Genomic DNA, 1,259 nt, shown 5'->3' on the forward strand with positions numbered 1-1,259 from the left:
TGACCCGTCCTGATATGGGTTGACACTTTTTAACTAAAACGCTCGATGTACTTCATCGGGCGTTTTGTATTTTAAAGCCGTATGAGGCCTCATTTGATTATAGATATCTACGGACTCTGCTACCATCGTCCTTGCTTCTTTCAGATCTTTCGGTTTCTTCAGCAAGAGCTCCATTTTGAGTATCCCATTTACACGCTCAGCTAAAGCATTCTGATAACAGTCATACCCGTCAGTCATTGAGCAAGTCACTCTATGTTTCTTATGGATATCTTGATATTCCTTCGAACAGTATTGTGAGCCTCTATCTGAGTGGTGTATTAGCTTTTCTTCACTCTGCCGTTGCCTGAGAGCTGAGATAAATGCCCGCTTAACTGATTGAGTTTTCATGTTGTCATCCACATAAAAACCAACAATCTTCCTTGAATAAGCGTCTGTAACCAAGCTGAGATAACTCTCTCCATTTTGAGTTGGCAAGTAAGTAATATCAGCAACCCACAGTTGTTCTGGCTTCGTTGGTGTCAGCCCATCTTTCACTTTGTTTGGGTGACAGAAAAATCGATGACGGCTGTCAGTCGTTCGGTGATAGGCTCGTCTTGCTCTCACTAACAGCCGATGCTTTCTGAGAAGTTCAAAGAGCTTATCGCGACCTATTTGAATGCCCTTTGTTGCTGCTAAGAACTTCAGTTTACGCGTGCCAATGCGTGGCTGCTTCAGCCTGACTTCACGGACAAAGCCAATGACAGTATGCTCATGATGTTCACAACGAGATTGAGTTTGGCATTGCTTATAATAAGCTTGGCGAGAGATTTGTACTAACTGACAAAACTTCGTAACGCTCAAACCTACTATGGTTTTCTCTTGGACAACGCTTCTTTGTGCTTTTTTGTCACTCTAACACCATAGTCACGTTCCATAACGTTCACGACAGCTTCAAAGAAGTCGGCTTTGAGTTGAGCATCTTCGAGCTGCTTCTCAAGCTCTTTAATACGTTGCTCTGGTGTAGGAGGTGAATTGAACTCGGCCATAGAGTCTCCTTTGGACATAAAGTTAGGTGTCCCTTTAGACCAATCTAGTCGACCATGCTTACGAAGCCAAACCAAAACCGTAGAGCAACCTTGGATGCCATACTTCTCTTGGGCTTGTTTGTAAGTGAGGCTTCCTTTTTCAACCTCATCAACTACAGTGAGTTTAAAAGCGAGGGAGTAATCGCGCTGAGTTCTTTTAGTTGTTGATTTCATAACACTCTCCAATTTTGGGGG

At 43.2% G+C, this 1,259-nt stretch carries 1 protein-coding gene; it reads right to left on the bottom strand.

Annotated elements, in window-relative coordinates:
* Nucleotides 1–33 precede the first annotated feature (33 nt).
* Nucleotides 34–1,238 (bottom strand): IS3 family transposase gene (locus R8269_RS24840; RefSeq protein WP_086012997.1). Its coding sequence is split into 2 segments (ribosomal slippage): nucleotides 34–887 and nucleotides 887–1,238, totalling 1,206 coding nucleotides; the frame shifts between segments, so codons are not numbered across the junction.
* Between the last annotated feature and the right edge of the window lie 21 nt (nucleotides 1,239–1,259).

It is taken from the genome of Vibrio sp. Vb0667 (assembly GCF_033391095.1).